Annotated in this window: 20 protein-coding genes and 4 tRNA genes; 8 read left to right on the top strand and 16 right to left on the bottom strand. The window is 37.4% G+C overall.

What is annotated here, in order from left to right; genetic code table 11:
• Nucleotides 1-122: 122 nt before the first annotated feature.
• The 11 genes from D7D50_RS03055 to ychF all read right to left on the bottom strand — a co-directional run bounded on the left by D7D50_RS03055 (nucleotide 123) and on the right by ychF (nucleotide 11471).
• A tRNA-Glu gene (locus D7D50_RS03055) sits at nucleotides 123-194 on the bottom strand.
• A 118-nt stretch (nucleotides 195-312) separates the two neighbouring features.
• Nucleotides 313-2283, bottom strand: a complete 1971-nt coding sequence (gene ftsH, locus D7D50_RS03060; protein ID WP_117744867.1) for an ATP-dependent zinc metalloprotease FtsH — start codon at nucleotides 2281-2283, stop codon at nucleotides 313-315.
• 10 nt (nucleotides 2284-2293) lie between these two features.
• Nucleotides 2294-2836, bottom strand: coding sequence for a hypoxanthine phosphoribosyltransferase (gene hpt, locus D7D50_RS03065; RefSeq protein ID WP_023024837.1), 543 nt, complete (start codon nucleotides 2834-2836; stop codon nucleotides 2294-2296).
• 5 nt (nucleotides 2837-2841) lie between these two features.
• Complete coding sequence (tilS, locus tag D7D50_RS03070) at nucleotides 2842-4116, bottom strand: tRNA lysidine(34) synthetase TilS (protein ID WP_120701430.1); 1275 nt, start codon at nucleotides 4114-4116, stop codon at nucleotides 2842-2844.
• The gene (locus D7D50_RS03075; protein ID WP_120701431.1) at nucleotides 4116-5399 is read right to left on the bottom strand and encodes a serine hydrolase; all 1284 of its coding nucleotides are present in this window, start codon (nucleotides 5397-5399) and stop codon (nucleotides 4116-4118) included. Before D7D50_RS03075 ends, tilS begins: the two co-directional genes overlap by 1 nt.
• Nucleotides 5392-5520 carry an SP_0009 family protein gene (locus D7D50_RS10320; RefSeq protein WP_006595319.1) on the bottom strand — a complete coding sequence of 43 codons (129 nt, stop codon included), beginning with the start codon at nucleotides 5518-5520 and terminating at the stop codon, nucleotides 5392-5394. Before D7D50_RS10320 ends, D7D50_RS03075 begins: the two co-directional genes overlap by 8 nt.
• A complete protein-coding gene (locus D7D50_RS03080) occupies nucleotides 5520-5888 on the bottom strand; it encodes a septum formation initiator family protein (RefSeq protein ID WP_023024832.1) in 369 nt (122 codons plus the stop codon). The genes D7D50_RS10320 and D7D50_RS03080 overlap by 1 nt, the downstream gene beginning before the upstream one ends.
• Nucleotides 5881-6147, bottom strand: a complete 267-nt coding sequence (locus tag D7D50_RS03085; protein WP_023024830.1) for an RNA-binding S4 domain-containing protein — start codon at nucleotides 6145-6147, stop codon at nucleotides 5881-5883. Before D7D50_RS03085 ends, D7D50_RS03080 begins: the two co-directional genes overlap by 8 nt.
• A 63-nt stretch (nucleotides 6148-6210) precedes the next feature.
• The gene (mfd, locus tag D7D50_RS03090) at nucleotides 6211-9723 is read right to left on the bottom strand and encodes a transcription-repair coupling factor (protein ID WP_120701432.1); all 3513 of its coding nucleotides are present in this window, start codon (nucleotides 9721-9723) and stop codon (nucleotides 6211-6213) included.
• The gene (pth, locus tag D7D50_RS03095) at nucleotides 9716-10285 is read right to left on the bottom strand and encodes an aminoacyl-tRNA hydrolase (RefSeq protein ID WP_120701433.1); all 570 of its coding nucleotides are present in this window, start codon (nucleotides 10283-10285) and stop codon (nucleotides 9716-9718) included. The genes mfd and pth overlap by 8 nt, the downstream gene beginning before the upstream one ends.
• A gap of 70 nt (nucleotides 10286-10355) precedes the next feature.
• Complete coding sequence (gene ychF / locus D7D50_RS03100) at nucleotides 10356-11471, bottom strand: redox-regulated ATPase YchF (protein ID WP_120701434.1); 1116 nt, start codon at nucleotides 11469-11471, stop codon at nucleotides 10356-10358.
• Between the two features lie 158 nt (nucleotides 11472-11629).
• On the opposite strand from ychF, the gene D7D50_RS03105 reads away from it, so the two are divergent.
• Nucleotides 11630-12124 (top strand): DUF1307 domain-containing protein, encoded by a 495-nt coding sequence (locus D7D50_RS03105; RefSeq protein ID WP_120701435.1) that lies wholly within the window; start codon nucleotides 11630-11632, stop codon nucleotides 12122-12124.
• 187 nt (nucleotides 12125-12311) lie between these two features.
• On the opposite strand, the gene D7D50_RS03115 is transcribed toward D7D50_RS03105, so the two are convergent.
• The 5 genes from D7D50_RS03115 to htrA form a co-directional block, all read right to left on the bottom strand.
• On the bottom strand, nucleotides 12312-12503 hold the full coding sequence (locus D7D50_RS03115; RefSeq protein WP_006596995.1) for a DUF951 domain-containing protein: 192 nt from the start codon (nucleotides 12501-12503) through the stop codon (nucleotides 12312-12314).
• Nucleotides 12504-12566: 63 nt separating this feature from the next.
• Nucleotides 12567-13703, bottom strand: a complete 1137-nt coding sequence (dnaN, locus tag D7D50_RS03120; RefSeq protein WP_006595327.1) for a DNA polymerase III subunit beta — start codon at nucleotides 13701-13703, stop codon at nucleotides 12567-12569.
• A 160-nt stretch (nucleotides 13704-13863) separates the two neighbouring features.
• Entirely contained in the window at nucleotides 13864-15234 is a 1371-nt protein-coding gene (gene dnaA, locus D7D50_RS03125; protein WP_023024816.1) for a chromosomal replication initiator protein DnaA, read from the bottom strand.
• A gap of 248 nt (nucleotides 15235-15482) precedes the next feature.
• The gene (locus tag D7D50_RS03130) at nucleotides 15483-16244 is read right to left on the bottom strand and encodes a ParB/RepB/Spo0J family partition protein (protein ID WP_120701436.1); all 762 of its coding nucleotides are present in this window, start codon (nucleotides 16242-16244) and stop codon (nucleotides 15483-15485) included.
• Nucleotides 16245-16309: 65 nt separating this feature from the next.
• The gene (gene htrA, locus D7D50_RS03135; protein WP_120701437.1) at nucleotides 16310-17488 is read right to left on the bottom strand and encodes a serine protease HtrA; all 1179 of its coding nucleotides are present in this window, start codon (nucleotides 17486-17488) and stop codon (nucleotides 16310-16312) included.
• Between the two features lie 202 nt (nucleotides 17489-17690).
• Here htrA and rlmH point away from each other — a divergent pair, with 202 nt between their 5' ends.
• From rlmH to D7D50_RS03170, 7 genes are all read left to right on the top strand, one after another.
• Nucleotides 17691-18170, top strand: a complete 480-nt coding sequence (gene rlmH / locus D7D50_RS03140) for a 23S rRNA (pseudouridine(1915)-N(3))-methyltransferase RlmH (RefSeq protein WP_120701438.1) — start codon at nucleotides 17691-17693, stop codon at nucleotides 18168-18170.
• A gap of 44 nt (nucleotides 18171-18214) precedes the next feature.
• Nucleotides 18215-18288, top strand: a tRNA-Arg gene (locus D7D50_RS03145).
• Nucleotides 18289-18528: 240 nt separating this feature from the next.
• Nucleotides 18529-18672: a bacteriocin gene (locus D7D50_RS03150; protein ID WP_117744856.1), complete on the top strand. Its 144-nt coding sequence runs from the start codon at nucleotides 18529-18531 to the stop codon at nucleotides 18670-18672.
• Nucleotides 18672-19991, top strand: a complete 1320-nt coding sequence (locus D7D50_RS10215; protein WP_227877756.1) for a sensor histidine kinase — start codon at nucleotides 18672-18674, stop codon at nucleotides 19989-19991. The genes D7D50_RS03150 and D7D50_RS10215 overlap by 1 nt, the downstream gene beginning before the upstream one ends.
• Nucleotides 19992-20744, top strand: a complete 753-nt coding sequence (locus tag D7D50_RS03160; protein ID WP_023024804.1) for a response regulator transcription factor — start codon at nucleotides 19992-19994, stop codon at nucleotides 20742-20744.
• Between the two features lie 47 nt (nucleotides 20745-20791).
• Nucleotides 20792-20863: transfer RNA gene (locus tag D7D50_RS03165), tRNA-Glu, on the top strand.
• A gap of 8 nt (nucleotides 20864-20871) precedes the next feature.
• A tRNA-Asn gene (locus D7D50_RS03170) sits at nucleotides 20872-20945 on the top strand.
• Nucleotides 20946-21043 lie beyond the last annotated feature (98 nt).

Genomic DNA, 21043 nt, shown 5'->3' on the forward strand with positions numbered 1-21043 from the left:
TTGTTCTTATTTTCTATTTGGAATCTTTTCTAACTCTAATCGGTTATAATTTTGATAAGAATGGCAGAATAGTGTTTTTAGCATACAAAAAAAGTTGCTACTAATGTAACAACTTTTTGCGATAGTCCGTACGGGATTCGAACCCGTGTTACCGCCGTGAAAAGGCGGTGTCTTAACCCCTTGACCAACGGACCATTTTTACAACGTAATCTATTATATCAGTTCATTTTCATCTGTCAACACTTTTTTAAAAAAAAGGAGCCGAAAATTTCGGCTCCTTTTATAAAATTTGGAAGACTAAAAGGTTATCTGCTATTTTTCTTCCATTTTTGATTTAATTTCTTCATAAGATAATGGTTTAGATTCTTTTTCTAATTCTAAATCAGTATCTTCTGGCATTTTACCTGTTTCATACAAGGACTTAATTTGAACACTGTCCAAGGTTTCGTATTTCAACAAGGCTTCTGCAATTAATTTATGAGTCTCACGATTATTTTGGATGATTTCGGCTGCTTTATTGCGAGCTTCAGTTAGGAGACTTCTTACTTCTTCATCGATTTCATAAGCTGTTTGCTCTGAAATGAATTTTTGAGTCGTTTGAGCTCCAAACATGGCATGGTTGCCTTCGTATTGAACTGGACCAAGCTTTTCACTCATTCCATATTCCGTTACCATAGCACGCGCCATTTGGGTCGCTTGTTCAAAGTCATTGGAAGCTCCTGTGGTTTGAACATTGAAGATGATTTCCTCCGCAACACGTCCTCCCATCAATCCAGCCAATTGCTCTTTCATATCTTCTTTAGAAAGAAGCATTTGGTCTTCTTTAGGAAGAGCAATCATATAACCACCAGCACGACCACGTGGGACGATGGTTACTTTGTGGACAACACGAGCATTAGATAAGACTAATCCGACAATGGTATGCCCTGCCTCATGGTAAGCAACCAATTCGCGTTCCTTTTGAGAAACTGTTCGGTCTTTCTTAGAAGGACCAGCAATCACACGATCTTCTGCTTCATCAATATCAGATGCATCAATGACCTTCTTATTGCGACGAGCCGCTACTAGAGCTGCTTCGTTTAAGACGTTTTCAAGATCTGCTCCAACAAATCCTGGTGTTTGTTGGGCAACCAGTTTCAAGTCAACATCTTTGGCCAATGGTTTATTTTTAGCATGGACACGCAAGATAGCCTCTCGTCCTTTTACATCCGGACGACCGACTAAAACCTTCCGGTCGAAACGACCTGGACGAAGAAGGGCTGGATCTAGAACATCGGAACGGTTAGTGGCTGCAATCACGATGATGCCTTCGTTTCCTTCAAAACCATCCATCTCAATCAAGAGCTGGTTGAGGGTTTGTTCACGTTCATCATTTCCTCCGCCAAGGCCAACGCCCCGTTGACGTCCCACAGCATCAATCTCATCGATAAAGATAATGGCTGGTGCTGCTTTTTTAGCATCTTCAAATAGAGAACGAACCCGGCTTGCACCGACACCGACAAACATTTCAACAAAGTCAGAACCTGAAATACTAAAGAAAGGTACTCCAGCTTCACCTGCTACTGCTTTTGCTAGAAGGGTCTTACCAGTCCCTGGAGGGCCTTCAAGAAGGACTCCTGCTGGAATACGGGCACCCAATTTTGTAAAGCGTTTTGGATCTTTTAAGAATTCAACCACTTCAACGAGTTCTTGTTTTTCTTCTTCAGCCCCGGCAACATCTGAAAAACGAACCTTGATATCTTCCTTATTGGTAGCACGCGCTTTGTTACGACCAAAGTTCATGGCACCACGGGCACCACCGCCACCACCTTGGTTCATCATGGAGAAGAAGAAGAACATGACAATCACAAAGGGAACGATTGAAGTCAGAATGGTAATCCACATTCCACTTGAGCTTTCCCGTTTAATAGTGATGTCAGCCTTATGTTCGGATGCTAAGTTTTGTAATTCTTGAACCGTCAAATCGGACGGTAAGATCACACTAGTGAAGCGAGTGACCTTGCTTGGGCTTGGAGTGAAAAACTGAACCCCTGTATCATCCTTACTGGTTTTTGCTTTGTTATAGGTACCGGAAATTTCAATGACACTACCGTTTGGCTGGTAACTAATTTCCTTGACATTGTCTGATTTGATCTCTTTTACCAATTCTGTATAATTGATTTGCTGACTTTGTCCAATACTGTTTCCAGCAAAGAAATACTGAAAACCTGTAACAGCAGCCACTATAATCAATAAGTATAGAAAAGGATTTCGAACAAAACCATTGTTTTTGTTATTTTTCATCTAATTTCCTCTATTTTGAATATACTTCTTCTTTCAAAACTCCAATATAAGGAAGGTTTCGATAGTTCTCATCGTAGTCTAAACCATAACCCACGACAAATTCATTTGGAATAGTGAAACAAGTGTAATCTGCTTCAATTTCAACCAAGCGACCTTCAGGTTTATCCAATAAGGTGGCAATTTTAACAGATGCCGGTTGACGGCCTTCAAACAATTCTTTCAAACTCTTGAGAGTTTTACCTGTATCAATGATATCTTCAACAAAGAGAATATCTCTTCCCTTAATGTCTTGGTCCATATCTTTGATAATATTGATCACACCTGTACTTGATGTTCCACCATGATAACTAGAAACCAACATAAAATCCAACTCAATATGCGTATCAATATGCTTAATCAATTCTGCCATAAATGGGACGGATCCTTTTAAAATCCCTACTAAAATTGGATTTTTTCCTTGGTAATCTTTTGTCAGTTTTTGACCAAGTTCACGTGTTGCAGTCACGATTTCATCGTGGGAAATGAGTATCTTTTTGATATCGTTCTCTAACATCTTTTCTACCTATCTATTTTCTGGATATAAATTGTATCTCTCATTATATCATTTTTTAATTCCTTACTCAAATCACTGATCGCAATTTCAGGAATAGCCAATATTTGCTTATCTTGTTCTAAAACTACCAGATTATTTCGTTGATGTAAGGGAATTTTTTGGTTAATCAATAATCTGCTAATTTTTCTATGGTGACCGTTCATTAGAATACGATCTCCCTTTTTTCGGGATCGAATAGAAACTGGATGGTTGCTTGGAAGTGGGATAGCCTCTATATATGAATCGCTCGGTTCCACTCCAAATAAAAAGCGATAAGCCCCTACTGCCTTTATGGTTCCAAATTGTAACAAATCTTCTGACAGTCGGTCATCCGTCCTACGACTGATTTTCCGAATTTCAAAATAGTGGTAATCTTTATAAATTTCATAACCATTCTTTAGAACTTGCTGCGTATTGGATTTATTCACTACTATTCTATGCAGTTGTTCAAATTGCGCCCGACTCAACTGCAAATCTGGAAAGCTAGCTATATACTCTTCTAGCAAATAAATTTGAACAGCTGGTGATTGTTTTTGAAACTGTGTCACATCTTGTGGATTCAAATCTTTGGTCAACTCTTTTAAGGCCTGGTGCCAATGACTGAGATCCTCACCTAAGTTGACCAAAGCACTCGTCACTTGAGGATTTTCTTCCTCTAACAGTGGGAGATAACGATGACGAACACGATTACGAAAATAGTCTAAAGACTGATTGCTTTTATCCTCGTAATGAAAAATTTCTGGAAAATCCTCTTTTTTGAAATATAAGAGAGGGCGAATCAACACACCCTGCCCAAATGGTTGTTTTAAAGGAATTCCTTTTAAATGCCGCGGACGACTTCCACGAATCAAACGCATCAAAATGGTTTCTGCCTGATCATCCATATGATGAGCAGTAACGAGAGCACTACAAGCTTCTTCTTTCATAACTTTTTCAAAAAAGTCATAGCGGAATTGTCTAGCTCGGCTTTCAGAAAAAGGACCAGAGAAATGGGCAACCTTCAGTGGTAGATGTTTTGCTTCAGCTAATTCCCAAATTCCTCTTTCCTCCTGATCAGCTTCAATGCGTTGGTGATGATTGACATGAGCAAGAACAAGGTTGATTCCCAATTGATGCTGATAATGGTAGAGCCAATCCAGTAAGGTCATGGAGTCCACTCCTCCTGATAAAGCCAAAAGGACTTTTTGATGAGATTCAAAAAGTCCCTCCTTTTGACAGAACTGAAGAAATTTTTCTTTCATTACTGTAAGACCTCATAAATATCTTTTGCAATTTCTGAGATAGTCTCGTAATCAGAGTGATCCGTAAAAATAGCTAAAATAAATGGTGAATCGGTATAAACAATGGCGACATCATGACGAAAATCATATGCATCTCCAATCTTGTGAGCAACCTTGACTGGGATATCTTTTGAAATTCGTTGATCATCAAAGCGAGTATCCGACAAAGCATCAATGATCCCACCATTTTGTTGGTAGATAGCTTCCATGACATTTCCTGCCATTTTTGCAGATGCCATTCTATTTTCTACATTCCATGTTTTTCCTGCAATCTTATTGGTCACCTTTTGAAATTCTTTATCTGATTGATGCGTCACATAATAGCCTAAAATATTATGAGCTACATTATCAGATTCTTTGGCCACCCGATTAATCAAATCAGCGACGGTATAATCTTTATCATCTGGTGTTTTTGAAATACTTCCACTACCTTCCGGTTCATAAGATCCAGGATAATCATTGACTTCTTTTGTATACTTTAAAGAAGTCTGCAAATCTACTTGATTCTCATTCAACTCTTTTTGAGTATAGTACAAATATAAAAGCTTGGCTATACTGGCAGAATACATTTCCTGATCTTCATGTATCCCGGCAGTCTTTCCAGTATCCACTTGCTTCACGTAGACTGCAATTCCATCTTTGTTGTACTTCTGATTCAGAATCTCTTGGACTTTTTCCATCCGATTATCTGTAGCAGAAAGTTCATCTTTTGAAATCCAACCCTGGCCAGAAATTTCTAGGTAGATCCCTTTTGAAGTTTTGGCACTCTTGGTGACTTGAACCTTGCTATAGGGAGCCAGACTTGTTTTTTTACTTTTTGCGCCATTCACCAAAGGTTGATCATAAACTGTAAAAGAGGATGACAGCCACATGGTCTTTTTTTCTTCTGTTAATTCCAAAATCGAATCTTCGTAAATTTGATCTTGATCAGCTACTACATACTGTTTATTCGATAATTTAAAAACAGATTTCCCTTGGTCATTCACAAATAATTGATCAACAGTAAAGGGAGTATCAGGCTTGATTTCCCCAGCTTTTTGACTCAATTCTGGATCTGAATAGGTCACGATTGGCTGATAAACATTTGGATTGGACGGGATGGAGACAAAGAAATGGTCTTGAGTCCCTATTTGGCTAGTGTAAGAAGAATCAGAAGTTAAAGGAATTTGGGGCTGGGAGGAATCAGATAAGGGTTGGGTGGCTAAGAAAGTAGGAAAAACCATCCAATAAACTAACTTATTCATCCTTGCTCCTTTCTTGATTTTCTTCCTGCAATTTTAAAGCTTGATTCTTTTTAGCTAACTCTTCTAATTTTGTATCAGAATATTCTAGAAATTGTTGAACTGTTTTTACAATATTTTCCATTATTTCGGTAATAAGTTAGGTATCGTATAAATATATTCGCCATCTTTAGAGAAGGAATATTTTGCGCGTGCATATTTTGCAGCGTATTCGTCATCCTTCAATTTCTCTACGATATCCTTTTGATATTCTTTTTCCTCAAGGGTTTGCTGATATTGTTCTTGCAATTGAACATATTGTTGTTTGCGTTTTTGAAGCGTCTGGTAACTCTGAGCCAGATTATAGGTTGGAAGGATGAACAATAAAATAATTAAAATGAGAACCCAACCCATAAATCGGTTTTGTTTTTTCCGCTCTTCATTCTGGTATTTCTGACGTTGATGTTCGTCTTGGATATACCGATTATTCATTTGTACAATATTTTTAGGCATCTTCTTCTATCCTTGTTTCACGAATAATTTCATACATTTTAGACGCATCTTCTTTTTTGGTGCTATCTAACATTTCCAACACTTTTACTGTCAATAGCTTATTTCCAAAGCGAACTTCGACTTCGTCATTTACCTTTAAGTCGGTTGAACTTTTTGCTAGGACCCCGTTAACTTTGATGCGCCCCTTGTCGGCTACTTCTTTAGCTACAGGGCGTCTTTTGATAATGCGGGAAACTTTTAAATATTTATCTAATCTCATCGTATCACCTCTAATGTATTATTGTACCATTTTTTTAGAAAGAGCCCAGTAAAATCTATTTTTCTAGTCTTGTTTTTCCAGTTTTTCCTGCTTGATGGCTAGTAATTTTTCCCCAAATCGTCGCAAGCCTTCTAAAATTTCAAAATCTTTCTTATTTCGCACATCAAAGATTAATTCAATCAAGCCTTGGCTTTCTGCAATACGAGCTTTTAAATTCGTTGCTGATAAGGCAGCAAAATAATCTTGAGTCAAGAAAAGTTGCTTAGTAATTGGCTCAAATTTCACCGTTAGTTGCTGGTCTTTTCGATCGACTACTTTAACAAAGACCTGATCCAGATAAGATTTGATAAACCCTATTTCTAGGAGATAGGCTACCACATCTGGGTATTCTCCAAATCGATCAATCAATTCGTCTTGCAAAAGCTCATAATCTTCTTGAACTTGAATTTCTCGAATGCGTTTGTAAATTTCAATTTTTTGACGTTCATCGGAAATATAGTCACTTGGAATGTAGGCATCAATTTGGAGATTGAGTTCTGCATTTCCTTTTTGACGTTTTTTCTCTTTTCCTTGTTTTTTCTCAATAGCATCTTCGAGTAACTGTGAATACATTTCAAATCCGACAGAATCAATAAAGCCAGACTGAGAAGCTCCTAAAATATTTCCCGCACCTCGAATAGACAAGTCTCGCATAGCAATCTTAAAACCAGATCCCAATTCAGTGAAACCTTTGATAGCTTCTAGGCGCTTTTCAGAAACTTCTGTCAAGGTTTTGTCCGGCCGATACATCAAGTAGGCATAGGCAATGCGATTGCTTCGTCCGACCCGGCCTCTCAATTGGTAAAGGGTAGACAAGCCCATATGGTCGGCATTTTCAATAAAGAGGGTATTGGCATTAGGAATATCTACTCCTGTCTCAATAATGGTGGTTGTGACTAAAATATCATACTCACCTTCAATGAAGTCCATCAAGGTATTTTCTAACCGCACTTCACTCATCTGTCCATGGACAAAACCAATAGAGGCTTCTGGAACTAATTCTTGTAGTTCTGAAACCTTTTGTTCAATGGTGTCCACCTTATTGTAGAGATAATAGACCTGGCCTCCCCGATCCATCTCCCGACGAATGGCATCTCGTATAATGGTTGGATTGGTTTCTAGGACATAAGTTTGAACAGGATACCGATTGGTCGGCGGGGTCTCAATAACAGATAGATCCCGAATTCCCAACATAGACATGTGGAGGGTACGAGGAATGGGCGTTGCCGTTAAGGTTAAGACATCGACTTTTTTCTTTAATTCCTTGAGGGTTTCCTTATGTTTGACACCGAACCGTTGCTCCTCATCAATCACGATAAGACCGAGATCCGCAAATTCCACATCCTTAGATAAGAGGCGATGGGTTCCAATCAGAATATCGACCTGGCCTTTTTTTAGTTTTTCCAAAGTTTCTTTTTGCTCAGCACGACTCCGGAAACGACTCAAGACATCGACTTCTACTGGAAAGGCCTCGAAGCGTTCTTTGAAATTGGCATAGTGCTGTTGAGCTAAGACTGTTGTCGGAACTAATACGGCTACTTGTTTGTGGTCTTTGACAGCTTTAAAGGCCGCTCGCATAGCAACTTCTGTTTTCCCGAAGCCTACGTCACCGACCAAGAGGCGATCCATGGGGCTTGAAGACTCCATATCTTTTTTAATTTCTTGGATAGAGCGAATCTGATCATCTGTTTCAACATAAGGAAAGGCCTGATCAAAAGCTTCTTGATTCTCATCGTCTGGAGTAAAAGCAAAGCCTTGTAATTGACTTCGCTCTGCATAGAGTTGAATCAGATCATCTGCAATATCCTCTACTTCTTGACGGACCTTTTGTTTAGCCTTTTGGAAGCGACCATCGTTCAGTTTGTTGATTTTAGGAGGCTTGCCATCACTCGCAACATACTTGGACAGCATCTGGATTTGATCCACAGGAATGGAAATCCGGTCTCCATTTTGATACTGGATGGAGACATAGTCTCGGTGAACGCCAGAAATTTCAATGGTTTCTAGTCCTAAATACTGACCAATTCCATGAACCTGGTGAACGACGTAGTCTCCCTTTTCCAACTCATTGTAGTTTTTCAACCGCTCAGCGTTGGAAATGGTTTGCCGACGAATCTTTCTTTTAACCTTTTTCTGAAAGATTTCTGTCTCTGTAATGAGGACAATCTTCTCATCCACAAAATGGAATCCACGTGCCAAACCACCGATGATCAACTGGCTCTGTCCTGGATGAAGATGATCGGGTGTAAGATAATCCAGGTCGATCCCATAGTCTCTCAAGTGCTCTTGTAACTGCTGGAAACCTTGTTTACTCGTCACTTGAAGGATGACTGTGTAATCTTGTTTACGGAAACGGTCAATTTCATCCTTTAAGAGAGTAAATTGACTAAAGAATTCCTGCATGGGGTATTGGTTAAAAGAATAGAGAGCATCGAATCGCAGATTTCCCAAGCCTTTTTGGAAATTTGAAAAATAAGAAGCTGGTTTATAAGTGCGTAAGAGCGCGCTATTGTCGGCAAAATACTGAGCTTCAGAAAAAGACCGACTCTTTTGTAAATCCTCTGTCAAAAGATTAGCAACTTCTACATCAAACCGCGTTTCCTGATCCATGATTTTATGGTAATCATCCAAAAAAACAGGAGCATGTTTGGGCAGGTAATCAAAGAGAGTATAGGTTTGCTGATAAAAAAGAGAGAGAAATTTTCGACTATCTGCATGGAGTCGCTGGTGATGCGCCTCTGTGAGAATCTCAGTCAAATAGGATTTTAGCTCTGGATTAGGGCTTTTTTGAATCAGATTTTCTAGGTTCTTCTGTCCTCTTAAAAAATCATCTTTCGTTAGTAGCATATCACTAACTGGATGAACCCTTATCGCATCTAGATTTTCTAGTGAACGTTGAGTCTCTGGAGAGAAAGTCCGAATGCCATCTATCTCATCTCCAAAAAATTCCAGGCGATAAGGGAAATCTTGACTGGCTTCAAAAAGATCTAAAATATCCCCTCGAAGACTAAACTCACCCTGTTGGCTTACCTGTGAAACCTTTTGATAGCCCATGGCCAGTAAGGTCTCTTTCAATTCTGTCAGATTTTGTTCTTCTCCAACAGAGAAAGATTGAATCATTGAGCTGACAGTCTTTGGATTAGGTAAGAGCAAACGGCTACCACTGACATTGGCAATAACGATTCCTTCTTTTTCTGGAGCTAGGAGAAAGTTCAGAGCTTCCAAACGAGAAAAGACCCGTTCCTGGGAAGCAAAGACAAATTCTGCCAAGGGATTGTCATCTCCGAGGAAAAGATAGACCTTTTCTTCACCTAATAATCCCAGTAAATCACTGGCGAGCCGTTCTGCTTCATTTTGAGAAGAGGTCAAGACCAAGACCTTGTGACCATCTTCAACAGCTGTTGCCATTGTAATGGCTTTAGTAGATGAAGACAGACCTAGTAAAAGAGAGCGACTTCTTTTTTGCTGGTCCTGTTGCCATTTTCTGATATCTTTGTTTTGTTGAAATAGATCAACCAGTGTCTTATATTTATCCATTGTATTGTTGCATTGTTTTTTCAAACTGACCTTCTTTTAAATAAAAGCGAAGGGCTTCTTCTGATTTGTCGATAGCAAGGAGGATGGTAGCATAATCATCCTGATCGAATTTCCCTAAAACATGGTGGACCACTGACATGCCATGCTTTGGTCTTCCGATTCCAATCTTGATTCGATTAAAGGTCTGAGTTCCAATATGGTTGATGATCGATTTGATCCCGTTGTGGCCTCCAGCTGATCCTTTGGCACGAAGACGAATCTTGCCGACTTCCATATCCAAGTCGTCATAAATCACGACCAAATCTTCCACATCTAAGCCATAATAGGTCAAAAGCGCGTGTACGGCCTTGCCACTCTCATTCATAAAAGTGGTTGGTTTGACCAAAAAGACCTTTTCTCCATCTATAAAGGTGGAGGTTACATCTGCTTGAAAAATCTTATCATGTGAGAAGGTGAGATTGAGAGACTTCGCCAGCTGGTCCACTAGCATAAACCCCACATTGTGTTTGGTTTCTACATATTTATCTCCCGGATTTCCTAATCCGACGATTAATTTTGTCATTTGCTTTCCCTTTCAAAAGCCAAAAGGGCTGGAATTTTTTTCCAACCTTTTGGTTATTTACTTGTTTTCTTTACACATTGAAGCGGAATTCCATGATATCGCCATCTTGAACGATATATTCTTTTCCTTCTTCACGCAAGCGTCCCGCTTCTTTTACAGCCTTTTCAGATCCGTATTTCACCAAATCGTCATAAGACATCGTTACTGCACGAATAAATCCTTTTTCGAAGTCAGAGTGGATAATACCAGCTGCTTGAGGAGCTTTCATACCTCGTTTAAATGTCCAAGCACGAACCTCTTTTTCACCTGCTGTGAAGTAAGTTCCCAGTCCAAGTAAATGGTAAGCTGCACGGGTCAACTTATCAACACCTGATTCTGTCAACCCAATGGCTTCAAGAAACTCTTTTTTATCTTCATCGTCTAACTCAGAAATTTCTTCTTCAGCACGCGCAGAAATCACCACTACCTCCGCATTTTCTGTTGCTGCGAATTCACGAATTTGCTTCACATAATCGATAGATTCTGGGTCTCCAACCACATCTTCATCCACATTTGCTACATAAAGAACTGGTTTCGTGGTCAAAAGGAAAAGACCTTTAACTACTTTTTGCTCTTCGTCTGTGAATTCGATGGTACGAGCTGATTTTCCATCTTCAAGAACAGGTTTAATCTTTTGAAGAACGTTAAATTCTGCAACGGATTCCTTATCTTTTTGCGTACGTGCCATCTTTTCCACACGCGCATAGCGTTTATTCACAGATTCTAAATCAGCCAAAATCAATTCTAGGTTAATGGTATCAATATCTGCTAGTGGATCGACAAAGGCATCTTCACGTCCTTGCTCCCGCATGACATTTTCATCATCAAAGGCACGAACCACATGGACAATAGCATCTACTTCACGGATGTTGGCCAAGAATTTGTTCCCGAGCCCTTCCCCTTTAGAAGCTCCTTTAACAATCCCTGCAATATCTGTAAATTCAAAGGTTGTTGGAACTGTTTTCTTAGGAGTAATCATTTCCGTCAATTTTTGGAGGCGTTCATCTGGAACTTCTACCATTCCAACGTTTGGATCAATGGTCGCAAAGGGATAGTTTGCAGCCTCTGCTCCTGCTTTTGTAATTGCGTTAAATAGGGTTGATTTACCAACGTTTGGCAAACCTACAATACCTGCTGTTAAAGCCATTTTTCTTCTTCTCCGTTCCCATTTCAATCTTATCTATTATATCATAATTCAAAGAACAAAGGGATGAAAAATGGATTCTGAATTATTACTAAACTGTAACGTTTCCTAAAGTAAAAATATGATATAATCAAACCAACAATAATAAAGGAGTTTTTGTCATGAAAAAACTATCAATTAAATCTATCCTTCTGCCTCTTTTAGCAGTCTTTACTCTCTTTCTACTGGCAGCTTGTGGACAAAGCACAAAAAAAGGTTATCTTCAATTAATTGACCAAGATAAGAAAACAGACATTCGTGTAGTTCTTGAATATCAAGGTGATAAAATTTTAAGTACAGATTCAACAAGTATTATTTACTACGAAGGAACAGGCTTGCCAAAAGAACAATTAAAAGAAGTTATTGATGAATATGATAAGAAATTCAAAGATGTCAAAGGATTCTCACACTCTGCAGAATACAAGGATGACTATGTCGTTGAAAAAACAAAGATTGATTATACCAAGGCAGATTTAAAAGAATTACAAGAAAATCAGTTAATTGCTGCACAAGAAAATCAAAATGTTGATTACATCGGCTACAAGACAACGCTTAAAACCTTTAAATCCAATGGTTTCAAAGAAGTAAAAGATGGAAAATTTGAAGAATTAAAATAATAATACAAAAGAGAGTGGGACAGAAATCGGTAATTCGTTAGAATTCGATTTCGTCGTCCCACCTCCGCACAGTTGAGTAGGGCTGTAAAAGCTGATGAAATCAGCGTAGTAGAGCCCACTCAACCACTGCGTCTTGCTCGACAATCCAAAGACAATTGAGAGGCTGGGACAAAAGTCCCAGCCTCTTTTACAATACTTTTTTCATTTTTTGATCAAAATCGTGACGGCTCATCATGACCATATGATCACAATTGCTACAACGAATTTTGATATCTGCCCCTACTCGCCTAATTTCCCAACGATTGGCTTTTTTCCCTGTTGCTTTGATGATACAAGCATGGGGTTTTTTCATTTCTACAAAATCACCGACCTGATACATGGATTTTCCTTTCATCAACATAGAAGACGAAAAGCTAGCCTTTTTGATGCTAGCTTTTGGCCCTTAATTGGTCCGAACTGGTGTAATTAATTGAATGAAGCGTTCAGATTCCTCTGCTGGTACCAATGTAAAGGGACGAACTGCAGAGATGAAGCGAATGACGACTTTTTCACTTTCAATAGCTTTCAAAGCGTCAATCAAATAAGTTGGATTAAAGCTGATGTTCAAATCATCTCCCGAAACTGCTTCTGTATCAATTTCTTCATTCACACGCCCTACCTCAGGAGAATTTACGTGAGCAGAAACGACTCCACTAGCGATTTCTAATTTAACAGTACCATTTTGAGTAGCGTTAGACAAAAGGCGGGCCCGTTCCATTGCTTGGCGAAGATGAGCAACTTTAAAGGTTACTTCAGAACTAAACTCTGTTGGAATCAAGCGATCTGTATCTGGATAGTTTCCTTCTAGTAAGCGTGTATAGAAACTGATATTGTCACTTCTAAATAAAATCTGGTTATTCGCAAAGAAGACTTCAACCTGTTCAATTTCATCTGAAAAGACAGACGTTAACTCGCGTAAAGAACGGCTTGGAATCACAACATCAAAGTTATCCCCGTTTTTTTCAAGAGTAATATTTTTTTGACTCATTCGATGAGAATCTGTTGCCACCGTTTTCAATTCCTTGTGATCAGAAAGAACAAAATGAACTCCTGTCAAAATCGGACGACTTTCTTGGGTACTTGCTGCAAAAGCTGTCTCAGAAATGATTTTCTTCAAGGTTTGAATTGGGAGCGTTAGAGGGTTGCTAGCTGAAATTTCTTGAATGCGAGGATATTGTTCTGCATCTTTCCCTTTAAGGGTAATTTCTGATTTCCCACTAACTAATACAATTTGTTTTTGTTCGATTTCTTTCACATCTAAAACGACATCTGGTAGACTCGATACAACATTGATAAAGAAAGTTGCTTCTAAGAGAATAGCGCCTGGGGTTGTTACTAGAAGGCCTGCATTTTCATCTTTAACAGAAATAAAGTATTCAATTGAAATTTGTCCATTTGATCCAATGAGAGTAATTCCTTCAGAAGTTACATCAATCTTAATAGTGGATAAGATAGGAATTGCATTTTTTGAACTAATGGCTCTTTTTGTCGTATTTAAAGCTTGTAGGAAATAGGCCTTGTTAATAGAAAAATTGATCATGAGATCTCCTTTTATTATTTTAGTATTAGTAAGTTAATAGTAATAGTAGAGTGTGTGGAACATGTGGAAAAGTCTTCTAAAGCCAGACAGGAATTGAAAAGTTCCTTGTTTACAACATGTGGAAAAAGAAGCAAGTTTTTCTATGATTATCCACATGAGATTACTTTAATTTTTTCTTGATGGTTTGAATCTCGAGTCTGAGATTGTCATCAATTTCGATCATCCCTTTGATTTTCTCATAAGCATGCATGACTGTTGTGTGGTCTTTTCCTCCAAATTCACGACCAATACGGGGAAGACTATTATCAGTCATTTCGCGGGCGAGGTACATCGCTACTTGTCGAGCTAGGACAATATTTTGAACCCGTCGAGTGCCTTTCATTTCATTGACACTGACATTGTAAAATTTTCCAACCTCAGCTTGAATCTTTTCAATAGGAATTACAGTGATTTGTAAAGATTCATTCTTACGAGCTCGAATGGCTTCGGCTGCGACATCAATTGTAATATCTTTGATTTTTTTAACTCTTGCCACGAGAGAAATATCATTCAAAGCACCTTCTAAGTCTCGGACGTTCGAATCAAATTGACCTGCTAGGTATTCAAGAGTATCATCTGGGAAAGTAAAGTCTAGGTCTTCGATTTTATTTCTCAAAATAGCAATTCGAGTTTCAAAATCTGGTGGTGTAATATTTTGAGTCAAGCCCCACTTAAAGCGCGTGACTAGACGTTCTTCTAAGCTATCTAAATGATCAGGACTACGATCGCTGGTTAGGACAATCTGCTTGTTATCCCCATAAAGAGCATTAAAGGTATTAAAGAACTCTTCTTGAGTTGTAACCTTTTTCCCTCCAAGAGATTGAATATCATCAATTAAGAGCAGATCCAAGTTTCGATAGGTTTTTTTAAAGGTATCCATATCATTGAGGCGAAGACGCTCTAAAAATTCATTGATAAAGGATTCTGCTGGGATGTATTTTACTCGAGCATTTGGGTAGTTTTCCATAATCTGATTCCCAATTGCGTTGAGCAAATGCGTTTTTCCTAAACCAGGACCTCCATAGATAAATAAAGGATTATAAGTGGTAGCTAGGTTTTCAGAAACTGCTAAAGCGGCAGCCAAAGCCCATTGATTTCCGTCTCCACTTACAAAATTATCAAAGGTGTATTTCTTTTTTAACCCTGTTTGGATAGGAGGCAAATCGATGATTGGAGTATGGCTAACTGCATAGTCTCTATTCGTTTCTGAAAGAGGGACAAACTCTTTTTCTTCTTCCTCTTCTTCAAGATTGAATTGATAGGAAATGGTTAATTCTACTGCATAAATTTCAAAACCAGCAGTCAGAATCACCTTTGTCATATTCTCTTCCCAGAATAATTTCTTTACTTCCGCATCTAAATAAATAATGGCTTCTTGTTGATCGACTTTGATGAGTCTTGAAGTAAGGACAAAATAGTCAAAAATTTCTTTTTTAAATGTCTTTTTACTTAATTCAATCACACGATTCCAGAATGTTTCTTCTCTTGACACCTATCGCCCTCCTATTCATTTTTACTTGCTATGTTTTTCTTATTTTATCATAAAAGGAGGGAGTTTTCCACAACTTATTCTGAGGGAATAAAAAAGAGTTTTTCCACAATATGTGAATAGTTATCCCCAATGTGTGTAGAAGTTATCCACAAGTTGGGGATAAGATCGAATAAAGTAGGAATAGCAAGTAAGGAAGAGTTTTAAATAAGTGGATAAATCTGTTGATTCTTCTATAAAAAATAACAGCCTCATTTGAGACTGTTAATAATTCGTTGGTATTCATCAAGGTTGTTAAATGAAATATGAATACTTCCTTTTTCTTGTTTCGTCAGATGGATTTCTACTTCGGTTCCTAGAATCTTTTTTAGTCTATTTTCTTCCTTTGCTAAAAAGAGTTCTTTCTCTTTTTTACTTGGTGTTTTCTTTTTTTGACCAACCTTTTCTTCCAAACTACGAACGCTTAGTCCTTCTTTCAGAATTCGTTCCAGCCAATAGATTTGTAGATTTTCCTTTAAGGGAACTAAAATACGGGCATGTCCTTGTGAAATTTTTTCGTTTTTGATAGCGTCTTTGACAGCTGGTGAGAGATGAAGTAAACGGACCATGTTGCTGATGTAAGGACGAGATTTTCCCATAAATTGAGCAATTTCTTCATGGGTAGCCCCTTTATTAATAAGATGTTGGTAGGATTCGGCCTCTTCAATTGGATTCAAATCTTCTCTTTGTAAATTTTCGATAATGGCTTGTTTGATCATGTCATCATCTGATAATTCTCTTATAATCGCAGGGATTTCTTTGAAACCAGCCATTTGAGCTGCTCGGTAGCGTCTTTCTCCAGCAAGTAGTTCATAACCAACAATAGGAGATTTTCGAACAATAATAGGTTGGATTAATCCATTTTCTTTGATTGAGGCTGCGAGTTCTTCTAATTTCTCTTTTACAAAGGTTTGACGAGGTTGAAAAGGATTGGTTCGTATTTGCTTTACGTCAATAATATCAATTTTTTCCATGATGTATATAGCATAACACACCTTTACAATTTCGTTAAGGTGTGTTGACACTGTTGTAAATTTACTTAATTTCCAAGATTTTCTGTAGATTTTGTTAGTTCAATGGTTGCCGTTTTTTGCTTACCATCTCTATAGAAAATGACTTTGATTTTATCACCAATTTGATGAGAATAGAGGGCAGATTGTAAATCTGCAGTTGATTCAATGGTTGTATCATCGATTTTTGTAATGATATCTAGTCGACGTAAATATTTGGATGCCGGCATATCATTTTCAACTGAGCGGACAAGAACCCCACCTTTGAGTTTGCTTGGAATGTCTAATTGGCTAAGATCAGAAGAGGATAGGCTAGCCAGGTCCATCATGGTAATTCCAAGTGCTGGACGAATGACTTTACCATCTTTTTCTAAATGTTCAATAATATTTTGCACATCATTTACAGGAATAGCAAATCCCATTCCTTCGACCGCAGTTTGCCCATTTGAAGAAATTTTACTTGAGGTAATTCCGATGACTTGTCCCTGAATATTGATAAGGGGACCACCAGAATTCCCTGGGTTGATTGCAGCATCCGTTTGCAAAGCTTTTGTAGACACATTTTGACCGTCTTCTGATTTGAGCTTCACAGTACGTCCAAGACTAGAAACAATCCCTTGAGTAACGGAATTGGCAAATTTTGTCCCTAAAGGACTACCAATAGCGATTGCGGTCTCTCCGACGGTCAATTTAGATGAATCCCCAAATTCAGCCACGGTCGTAACATTGTCTGAACTGATTTTAACAACCGCAATATCTGAGAAAGTATCTGAACCAACAACCTCTCCAGATACTTTATTTCCGTCTGCAAAGAGAATATCGGCTTCTGTTGCTCCCATCAATACATGAGCATTGGTTACTACATAAGCATCTTTACCATCTTTTTTATAGATAACACCTGAACCTTCACTAGCCACTTCTGGATCAGAATCTGTTTCTCCATTAATAAAGCCTTTTTCAGAGGTTTCAGCGTAGGTAATAACAGAAACAACTGCATTTTTAACCTTATCAACAGCTTCACTAGTTGATGTTGTATTCTTATAAGCGCGATTGACTTTGGTAGATTTTATTTCTTGGCTAGAATTTGCAGAATTCCCTTTGGTAAACTGGAAAGAGGTTAAGGTTCCTAAGATTCCTCCAGTAAAACCAATGACAAGAACAAGTAAAAGTTGCAAAGCTTTTTTTAGAAAATTTGATGATTGTTTCATAGTTTTCTCCTATTTGTTCCAATTATGGAAAAGTATAGAACTTATTTCTTAATTATAACTTAAAATGGAAATTTTTTCCACAACTTGTGGAAAACTGTGTATAAGTGTGAAAAACATGAGTATAGAGCCATTTTTCGAAAGATAGATTCAGGCCTGTTTATTGAAGACTTGTGTATAAGTTTATTTGTGTTAGAATATGAATATGAAAATTAAGATTGTAACAGTTGGAAAATTAAAAGAAAAGTATTTAAAAGATGGTATTGCTGAGTATACTAAACGCTTGGGTCGGTTTACGAAGGTAGAAATGATAGAATTGCCGGATGAGAAAACTCCAGATCGGGCCAGTGACTTAGAAAATCAGCAAATCCTTGAAAAAGAAGGAAATCGCATTTTAGCAAAAGTTGGAGATCGTGACTATGTGATTGCTTTAGCAATTGAAGGACAACAATTTCCATCTGAGAAGTTTAGTCAAACCTTAGAAGAGGTAACAGTAAGAGGATATTCTGAAATTACTTTTGTGATTGGAGGGAGCCTAGGCTTGTCTCTAGCTGTAAAAAAACGAGCGAATTTACTCATGAGTTTTGGAAAGTTAACTCTTCCCCATCAATTGATGAAGCTTGTTTTGATAGAACAAATCTATCGGGCATTTATGATTCAACAGGGAAGTCCTTACCATAAATGAATCTTGACGCTCCTCCTATTTTCTGATAGAATAAGAAGACATCTGGTCTCATAGCTCAGCTGGATAGAGCATTCGCCTTCTAAGCGAACGGTCGCAGGTTCGAATCCTGCTGGGATCAAAATAAAAGAACGTGATTTTTATACAAATCACGTTTTTTTGTTATCTAGTTTTTAAAAGAAACTAGATTTTTTCTAAACATATGGGATAAAAAAATTGCAAAAACTAAATTTTTCATTCCAAATAGCTGTAAAAATGAACCAAATAGCGAAAATGTTAAAAAAGTCTTTGATTTTTTACTAAAATTTATGTATATTAAATTTAATAATTTAATAATCAAATAAATTATAAGGAGTTTTTTATGAAAAATAATCCATCAACAGTTTCTAAGGCATTTAAAGTTCTTACAGAAAAAGAACTGCAGCAAATTTGTGGAGGGGATAAACGCAAAAAAAACAACTTTTCTGAACTTATTGGGCTTATTTTTGGTAGGGGAGGAAACTGATGTTTCTAAATACCCTATTCTCAATTTTAACTATTTTTACAATTATTTTATCTTTTTTAAAAATTGATCAAAAACTTAACAAGTACAGTCATAGATTCATTTTAGGATTAGGCATTGTTGTTGTATTTGTGATTACAATGTTCTTAGATTACTTTGATTTAAATATCGATTATCTAATGTTATGTTTATGGCCACTATTTCTGTATCTTTATTACTATTTTATTTGTAATCTTCAACGTCAGATAGCTATTTTATATTCATTCGTCATTTATTTAGCAGTTGAAAGTACAGATACATTTTTATCTGTAATCACTTCTTCTGTTTTTGGCGATAGTATAATTCACCAATACTCTGACTATTATTTTTTGACTATCCGAATTATCTCACTTGTTTTAATCATGAAGTTATTAACCATTCTCGAAGTGAATCTTCTCTATTTTAAAGAGCGGGTTTTTAAGAAATTTGTCCAGCAATTGATTGTTAGTTATCTTATTTTAACCATAGTATTGAATGTTTCTCATTGGATAAGTGATATTGGTCATTTCAATAGTTTTGGTAGTATGGTAGCAACGATTTGTTTCTTGATGTTTATCGGAACCATGGTTCAGATGAAGACAGTTCGAGATTGGTATGAAAAGAAAATGGAGTTGAAGCAAAAGAGGTTTGAACAGCGCCAAATGGAACAGTATATGAATAAAATTCAAGGCCTCTATTTAGAATTAAAAGGTTTTCGTCATGATTTTGGAAATATTATCACTTCCTTAAATTTGGCGATTGAGGAAGAGAATATTGAGGATATTAAACGAATTCAAAAAGATGTTCTTGAGGAATGCTATGGCCAACTCCAAAAAGAAGAATATACAGGATTTGACCTAGGAAATATTCGAGATTCTGCTTTGAGAAGTATCCTAAGTAGGGGGTGGATCTATGCAGAGGAAATGGGTGTCAAATTAACCTTTGAAACAGAAGACATTATTGAAAAGGTTCCAATGAGATTGTTGGATCTCGTACGAACTGTCGGAATTTTAGTCAATAATGCAATTGAAGCTGCTAAAATGAGTCAAGAAAAAGAAGTTCAAATAGCGGTTTTTAATATGCCAAATGGAGTGCATCTGATTATAAAGAACTCTATTTCTGATGAGCCGATTAATTGGAATCGACTCTATGAAAAGGGATTTTCAACTAAAGGGGATCGTAGAGGAATGGGCCTTGCGATTGTAAAAGATATTATTGGAGAATATGCTGCGATTTTTCTAGAGACGGAATTAATCAATGGAAGATTTACGCAGAGCTTAGTTATTGGAGAGAAAGGAAGATAGATGAATATTGTATTGCTAGAGGACGAAATTTCTCAACAAGTTCGAGTAGAGAAACATGTGAAAGCTATCGCTGAGGAGGAAGGCCTACGATTAAATATTGTTTCAACCAGTAAAATAACTGAACTAAAGGAATATCTAACCAATGGTGATTTTCATCAGCTTTTCTTCCTTGACATTGATATCAAAGGGGATGAAAAAGCTGGTATCAAGGCAGCTCAAATGATTCGTGAAGTTAATCCTTTTGCGATTATTGCCTTTATCACGACGAAATCGGAATTTGCTACCATTACCTATCGTTACAAGGTATCAGCTCTCGAATTTATTGAAAAAACCTTGAATGAAAACTTGTTTAAAGAAAAAATTCGAGAATGTATTCTCTACTTGAAGAAGAATGTGATTGAAAATAAAAATATCGTTGATTTCTTTGAGTATAGTTTCAAAAATATGGAAATTCGAGTTCCATATCGAGATATATTGTACATTGAGACAACTGGAGTTTCCCACAAATTGCGACTTGTTGGAAAGAATTTTCAAAAGGAATTTTTAGGGACTATCAAGGATATACTTGAAAAAGATGTAGACAATCATTTCTTCAGTCCCAATCAGTCCTATCTAGTGAATCAAAGAATGATTGTCAACTTTGATCGTCGCAAGAGACTCTTGATGTTAGAAGAGGAGACAACTTGCCCTGTCTCTCGTACACAGGTGAAAAAGGTCGAAGAATTATTAAATAAAATACAGAAAAAGGCTTGACAATTTTTGAATCGATGGTATAATGGGATATGTTCTGTTAATGACATGGTCCGTTGGTCAAGGGGTTAAGACACCGCCTTTTCACGGCGGTAACACGGGTTCGAATCCCGTACGGACTATATCTCATTCCGCCATAGCTCAGTTGGTAGTAGCGCATGACTGTTAATCATGATGTCGTAGGTTCGAGTCCTACTGGCGGAGCTAAACTAGCATCCTAAGGGATGCTTTTTTTGTTTAAAATAAGAGAGTGGGACAGAAATCGGTAATTCGTTAGAATTCGATTTCGTCGTCCCACCTCC

Source organism: Streptococcus koreensis, assembly GCF_003627135.1.
In the GTDB taxonomy this organism is placed as follows: domain Bacteria; phylum Bacillota; class Bacilli; order Lactobacillales; family Streptococcaceae; genus Streptococcus; species Streptococcus ilei.

What these genes read in the sequence shown, in the direction of transcription:
- ftsH (WP_117744867.1), bottom strand. Translation starts at nt 2,283, where the DNA reads ATGAAAAATAACAAAAACAATGGTTTTGTTCGAAATCCTTTTCTATAC.
- hpt (WP_023024837.1), bottom strand. Translation starts at nt 2,836, where the DNA reads ATGTTAGAGAACGATATCAAAAAGATACTCATTTCCCACGATGAAATC.
- tilS (WP_120701430.1), bottom strand. Translation starts at nt 4,116, where the DNA reads ATGAAAGAAAAATTTCTTCAGTTCTGTCAAAAGGAGGGACTTTTTGAA.
- D7D50_RS03075 (WP_120701431.1), bottom strand. Translation starts at nt 5,399, where the DNA reads ATGAATAAGTTAGTTTATTGGATGGTTTTTCCTACTTTCTTAGCCACC.
- D7D50_RS10320 (WP_006595319.1), bottom strand. Translation starts at nt 5,520, where the DNA reads ATGGAAAATATTGTAAAAACAGTTCAACAATTTCTAGAATATTCTGAT.
- D7D50_RS03080 (WP_023024832.1), bottom strand. Translation starts at nt 5,888, where the DNA reads ATGCCTAAAAATATTGTACAAATGAATAATCGGTATATCCAAGACGAA.
- D7D50_RS03085 (WP_023024830.1), bottom strand. Translation starts at nt 6,147, where the DNA reads ATGAGATTAGATAAATATTTAAAAGTTTCCCGCATTATCAAAAGACGC.
- mfd (WP_120701432.1), bottom strand. Translation starts at nt 9,723, where the DNA reads ATGGATAAATATAAGACACTGGTTGATCTATTTCAACAAAACAAAGAT.
- pth (WP_120701433.1), bottom strand. Translation starts at nt 10,285, where the DNA reads ATGACAAAATTAATCGTCGGATTAGGAAATCCGGGAGATAAATATGTA.
- ychF (WP_120701434.1), bottom strand. Translation starts at nt 11,471, where the DNA reads ATGGCTTTAACAGCAGGTATTGTAGGTTTGCCAAACGTTGGTAAATCA.
- D7D50_RS03105 (WP_120701435.1), top strand. Translation starts at nt 11,630, where the DNA reads ATGAAAAAACTATCAATTAAATCTATCCTTCTGCCTCTTTTAGCAGTC.
- D7D50_RS03115 (WP_006596995.1), bottom strand. Translation starts at nt 12,503, where the DNA reads ATGTATCAGGTCGGTGATTTTGTAGAAATGAAAAAACCCCATGCTTGT.
- dnaN (WP_006595327.1), bottom strand. Translation starts at nt 13,703, where the DNA reads ATGATCAATTTTTCTATTAACAAGGCCTATTTCCTACAAGCTTTAAAT.
- D7D50_RS03130 (WP_120701436.1), bottom strand. Translation starts at nt 16,244, where the DNA reads ATGGAAAAAATTGATATTATTGACGTAAAGCAAATACGAACCAATCCT.
- htrA (WP_120701437.1), bottom strand. Translation starts at nt 17,488, where the DNA reads ATGAAACAATCATCAAATTTTCTAAAAAAAGCTTTGCAACTTTTACTT.
- rlmH (WP_120701438.1), top strand. Translation starts at nt 17,691, where the DNA reads ATGAAAATTAAGATTGTAACAGTTGGAAAATTAAAAGAAAAGTATTTA.
- D7D50_RS03150 (WP_117744856.1), top strand. Translation starts at nt 18,529, where the DNA reads ATGAAAAATAATCCATCAACAGTTTCTAAGGCATTTAAAGTTCTTACA.
- D7D50_RS10215 (WP_227877756.1), top strand. Translation starts at nt 18,672, where the DNA reads ATGTTTCTAAATACCCTATTCTCAATTTTAACTATTTTTACAATTATT.
- D7D50_RS03160 (WP_023024804.1), top strand. Translation starts at nt 19,992, where the DNA reads ATGAATATTGTATTGCTAGAGGACGAAATTTCTCAACAAGTTCGAGTA.